The following is a 5164-nucleotide window of genomic DNA, read 5'->3' as shown; positions in this document are numbered from 1 at the left end:
AACGGGTGGCGGGGCGGTGCGGTGCGGCCAGCATGGCAACTGCGCCGCTGGCGGCATGCGTAATAGGGTCCATAGGTTATTGCTTGAAAGGGCTGCGTTGTTTGGGAAAAGCCCTGTATTCCGGATGTTCCGGGTTTTGGTCGCGGTCAAGGCCGTGCGCGCGGTTGAACTGCTGCAACCGCCATTGCTGCGTATTGGCCATGACATCGGGCCTGTTTCGCATATAGAGCAGTTGTTGTGTCCGACTGGACCCCATGATGGGGTAACGCAGCTGGTCTTCGGCAGCTACGCCCTGCGCCGTTGCGGAAACGTCGCTGGAGGTTCCCGCTCCTATGTCTTTGGGACCGCACCCGGCCAGCAGGCATGCCAGGACAAGACTGCATATGGCGGCCCGGGCCGGAAAGCGACGGTTGAATATGCTGCTCATGCTGTACAGTATAGTCCCGGCGGCGGCATACGGCAAGAGGGTGTGTCGTTGCCATCCCTAATTACCGGGAGGGGCGGGCAGCATGCATTCATGCCGTCATGCGGGGAAGCTGCTTGCGCCCAAATGCCTGATTTTCGCCATGCTGCGGCCCGAAAACGGTGTGTCTGCGGCCCGCTTTTTTACTTCCGCTTGCCATGCGGATCACATCAGTCTATGCTGCTGCATTGATTGCGCAACCGTGCGGCCTTGCCGCGCATTACGTACAGGAGTTGCCATGCGCCCCGCCCATTGCGGCATTACCCCCGAAGGCTGGCCCTGCATTGGCCTGACCGGATTTTCGGCCCTTGTTTTTGCCGCCCTTGGCTGGTGGCCTCTGGCCCTTGTTTTTCTGGCCCTGTGCTGGTTCAGCATGCATTTTTTCCGCGATCCCGAGCGCGTGACGCCCCAGGGCGAAGGTCTTGCCATCAGCCCTGCCGATGGAAAAGTTATCCGCATTGAAGAAAAAAACGATCCTTTCAGCGGTGAAAAACGCCTGTGCATCAGCATTTTCATGAACGTTTTCAACGTGCATGTGAACCGTTCGCCCGTGGCCGGAACAGTAGAAGACATCCGCTATTTTCCCGGCGCTTTTGTCAATGCCGCCTTTGACAAGGCCGCTACCGACAACGAGCGCTGCGCCTACAGCCTGCGTGATGCCGAGGGAAAGCAGTGGAGCATGGTGCAGATCGCGGGGCTTGTGGCCCGACGCATTGTCTGCCGCACCGATGTGGGCGACACCCTTGAGCGCGGGCAGAAGTACGGCATGATACGCTTTGGCTCACGTGTTGACCTTTACCTGCCTGAAGGATATGTTGCGGCTGCGCAGTTGGGGCAGCAGGTTTTTGCCGGGCAGTGTGTAGTGGCCCGCGCAAAGCAGAGCTAGCTTTTTACAGCGCTATAACGGCCCCTTGGGCCATATTGGTGAAGCATGACCACAGAAGCCAAAAAGCCGCGCAAAGGAGTATACCTCCTGCCGAACATGATCACGACGCTGAGCATGTTTCTCGGCTTTTTGTCTATGGTCTGGGCCGGGCAGGGGCGCTTTGAGGCCGCCTGCATGGCTATTCTGCTTTCCGCCGTTATGGACGGGCTTGACGGCAAGGTGGCCCGCCTGACCAATACGGCCAGCGAGTTCGGCGTACAGTATGACTCGCTTTCCGACCTTGTGGCCTTTGGCCTTGCCCCCGCCATGCTGCTCTGGCAGTGGCAGTTGCAGAGCTTTAACCGCGTGGGCATTGCCGCGGCCTTTATTTACGCCGCCTGCGGAGCCTTGCGCCTTGCGCGTTTCAACGTCAGCACCGCGGCTGCTGGCAAGCGCTTTTTTATCGGCCTGCCCATTCCCGCCGGCGGCTGCACCATTGTGACTTTCGTGTTTTTTGCCGCTCTTTTCCCTGAAGTCTTGCAGCCTGTTACGCCCTATGTGGCCCTTTTGCTGGCCTTGGGCGTGGGTACATTGATGGTGAGCCGGGTGCGGTATTTTTCCTTTAAGGAATACGACTTTTTGCGCGCGCACCCTGTTCGCGCCATGCTTGCCTTTTTGCTCATTCTTGCCACCGTCATTTCTTTTCCCCGCGTCATGGGCTTCGTGCTCTGTGCCGTGTATATTGCCGGTGGTCTCATCTACACCTTCGTGATCCTTCCCCGTCGCGACCGTCAGCTACTACGCGCCCTATCGCCCCAGAGCGATTAAGGTTGCGTAACGGCTCGCCGCCCCATGGGCGGAATGCCTCCCTCCCTGGACCCGCCGCCCTGCCGGTGGCCGTTATGCAAGATACATCACTTGTCATACCCAGAGGAGTTTCTCATGAATAATCGTGTGTATTTTTTCGACACCACCTTGCGCGATGGCGAACAGTCGCCCGGCGCCACCATGAATTTGCAGGAAAAATTGCGCCTGGCCCACCAGCTTGAAGTGCTCGGCGTTGATATTATGGAAGCCGGTTTTCCCGCTTCCAGCCCTGGCGATTTCGAGTCTGTGCAGCGCATTGCCGCACAGGCCGGTGATATACAGGTGGCAGGTCTTGCCCGTTGCGTGGCGAGCGATATCGACCGCTGCTGGGAAGCCATCAAGCAGGCGCGCAACCCGCGCATTCATATCTTTCTTTCCACTTCGCCGCTGCACATGCGCCACAAGTTGCGCAAAGACCCCGATGACGTGCTCAGAATGGCCGTCGAAGGTGTGAAGCGCTGTGCCATGTACACGAGCAACGTGGAATTTTCCTGCGAGGATTTTTCCCGCTCCGAACCGGAATTTCTCTGCCGCGTGGTGGAGGCCGTTATCAAGGCCGGGGCCACCACCGTGAACCTGCCGGACACCGTGGGATATGCCCAGCCCGCCGAATATGCGGCGCGCATAGAGCATGTCATCACCAATACGCCCAACAGCGACAAGGCCATCTTCAGCGTCCACTGCCATAATGACCTGGGCCTTGCCGTGGCGAACACGCTGGCGGCCTTCAAGGTGGGGGTGCGTCAGGCGGAGGTGACGCTCAACGGCATCGGAGAGCGCGCGGGCAATGCCTCGCTGGAAGAGGTTGTCATGAACCTGCGGGTACGCCAGGACTATTTTGGCCTGGAGCACAACATCGTCACCGAGCAGCTCTATCCTTCGTGCCGTCTGCTTTCGATGACCATCGGCCAGCCCATACCCAACAACAAGGCCATTGTGGGGGCCAACGCCTTTGCGCACGAGTCCGGCATCCATCAGGACGGCATGCTTAAAAACCGTGAAACCTACGAAATAATGACGCCGCAGTCGGTGGGCCGCACCGAGAGCAATCTTGTTATCGGCAAGCATTCGGGCCGCAATGCCGTGCGCAACAAGTTTGAAGCCATGGGCTACAAGCTTGAAGATGAGCAGCTCAACCTGCTTTTCGAGGCTGTGAAGCAGTTGGCCGACCGCAAGAAAAGCCTGCATGACGATGACCTCATGGCGCTTGTGCAGGAAGAGATATACCGCGCGCCCGACCGTTTCCGTCTGCGCCATGTAAGCGTGCAAAGCTCGGATGCCGGCGGCGTGCCGCCCACGGCCGCCGTCATTATGGACGTGGACGGCAAGGAAAGCAGCGGTGCCGGATTTGGCGTCGGCCCGGTGGATGCGCTCTTCAATGTCATTGCCGACATGGTGGGGCGCGAGGCTGAGCTTGAGCAATACGCCATCAACGCCATTACCGGAGGAACCGACGCTCTGGGCGAGGTAACCGTGCGCCTGCGCGACGGGGAATACAGCGCGGTGGGGCGCGGGACGCATCCCGATATTTTTGTGGCTAGCGCCCGAGCCTATGTCAACGCCCTGAACCATCTTTCGAAAAAGGAAGAAGAGGGGCCGCGTCTGCATTGTCAGCACGACGGATAGGCGTTTTTTCCTGAACGGATGACCGGCGGCATGGCGTCGGCGTTAAACGGAACCCCTCGGTCCAGACTGTAAAGCCCGGATATGGCAGATTCCCTTTTGGACCGGCACACGCCCCAAAAGGGAATGTATCCAGCAACGAATCCCGCCGGGCATTCCTCAACGGGTGGTTCAAGCTTCAAAGGAGAACAGATCATGGCTCAGACGCTTGCGCAAAAAATATTGCAAGCCCATACGGACGATGTGGTGGAACAGGACGGCCAGATCGTCCAGTGCCGCGTGTCTATGGTGCTTGCCAACGATATTACCGGTCCGCTGGCTATCAAATCCTTTTACGGCATGGGCGCGAAAAGTGTTTTTGACCGCGCCAAGATTGCTCTTGTTATGGACCATTTTACTCCGCAGAAAGATATTGATTCGGCCAATCAGGTGCTCATCAGCCGACGTTTTGCCGAAGAGCAGGGCATTGTACACTATTATGAGGGCGGTGACTGCGGCGTGGAGCATACCCTGCTGCCGGAACAGGGGCTGGTGGGTCCCGGCGACCTTGTTATCGGAGCGGACAGCCACACCTGCACCTATGGCGGCATCGGCGCGTTTGCCACGGGCATGGGTTCCACGGACATTGCGGCGGGCATGGCCCTGGGTGAAACCTGGCTTAAAGTGCCGCCCACCATCCGGGTCAATATCCGTGGCGACATGCCCCGCTGGCTGCGCGGCAAGGATCTGATGCTCATGCTTATCGGCGCCATCGGTGTGGATGGCGCACTGTACAAGGCCCTGGAATTCGGCGGCCCCGTGGTGGACGCCCTTTCCGTTGAGGGGCGGCTGAGCATGGCGAACATGGCTATCGAGGCAGGCGGCAAGGTGGGGCTTTTTGCCGTGGACGCCAAAACACGCACCTATTGCGCCGAGCACAAGCGCCCCGGCGTGCTGGATAATATGGCTGCCGATCCCGGTGCGGTCTATGAGCGCGTGGTGGACATGAGCGTGACGGACAAGGAGCCTGTGGTGGCCTGTCCGCATCTGCCGTCCAATGTGAAACCTGTTTCTGAAGTGCGCGATACGGCCATACAGCAGGTTGTTATCGGTTCCTGCACCAACGGCCGCATCAGCGACATGCGCGATGCCGCCGAAATACTGCGTGGCCGCAAGGTGGACAAAAACGTGCGCTGCATCGTGCTGCCGTCCACGCCCACGGTGTGGAAGCAGTGCCTCCGCGAAGGACTGATCGAGGTCTTTATGGAAGCGGGATGCATTGTGGGGCCAAGCACCTGCGGGCCTTGCCTGGGGGGCCATATGGGAATTCTGGGCGACGGCGAGCGGGCCGTAGCCACCACCAACCG

Annotated in this window: 5 protein-coding genes; 4 read left to right on the top strand and 1 reads right to left on the bottom strand. The window is 59.3% G+C overall.

Going from position 1 to position 5164, the window contains the following annotated elements:
* Window positions 1–76 precede the first annotated feature (76 nt).
* Entirely contained in the window at window positions 77–427 is a 351-nt protein-coding gene (locus V6C07_RS00815; protein WP_333534490.1) for a chemotaxis protein, read from the bottom strand.
* Window positions 428–701: 274 nt separating this feature from the next.
* Here V6C07_RS00815 and V6C07_RS00810 point away from each other — a divergent pair, with 274 nt between their 5' ends.
* The 4 genes from V6C07_RS00810 to V6C07_RS00795 all read left to right on the top strand — a co-directional run.
* Window positions 702–1349 (top strand): phosphatidylserine decarboxylase family protein, encoded by a 648-nt coding sequence (locus tag V6C07_RS00810; protein ID WP_333534488.1) that lies wholly within the window; start codon window positions 702–704, stop codon window positions 1347–1349.
* 45 nt (window positions 1350–1394) lie between these two features.
* Window positions 1395–2156 (top strand): CDP-diacylglycerol--serine O-phosphatidyltransferase, encoded by a 762-nt coding sequence (gene pssA / locus V6C07_RS00805; protein WP_333534486.1) that lies wholly within the window; start codon window positions 1395–1397, stop codon window positions 2154–2156.
* Window positions 2157–2270: 114 nt separating this feature from the next.
* Window positions 2271–3821 (top strand): 2-isopropylmalate synthase, encoded by a 1551-nt coding sequence (locus tag V6C07_RS00800; RefSeq protein WP_333534484.1) that lies wholly within the window; start codon window positions 2271–2273, stop codon window positions 3819–3821.
* A gap of 192 nt (window positions 3822–4013) precedes the next feature.
* Window positions 4014–5164: 3-isopropylmalate dehydratase large subunit (locus V6C07_RS00795; protein ID WP_333534482.1), on the top strand; the 1151-nt coding region annotated here is incomplete at its 3' end.

It is taken from the genome of Desulfovibrio sp. 1214_IL3152, from assembly GCF_036763055.1.
Lineage (GTDB): Bacteria > Desulfobacterota > Desulfovibrionia > Desulfovibrionales > Desulfovibrionaceae > Desulfovibrio.
This window is presented reverse-complemented; position numbering and strand designations above follow the sequence as displayed.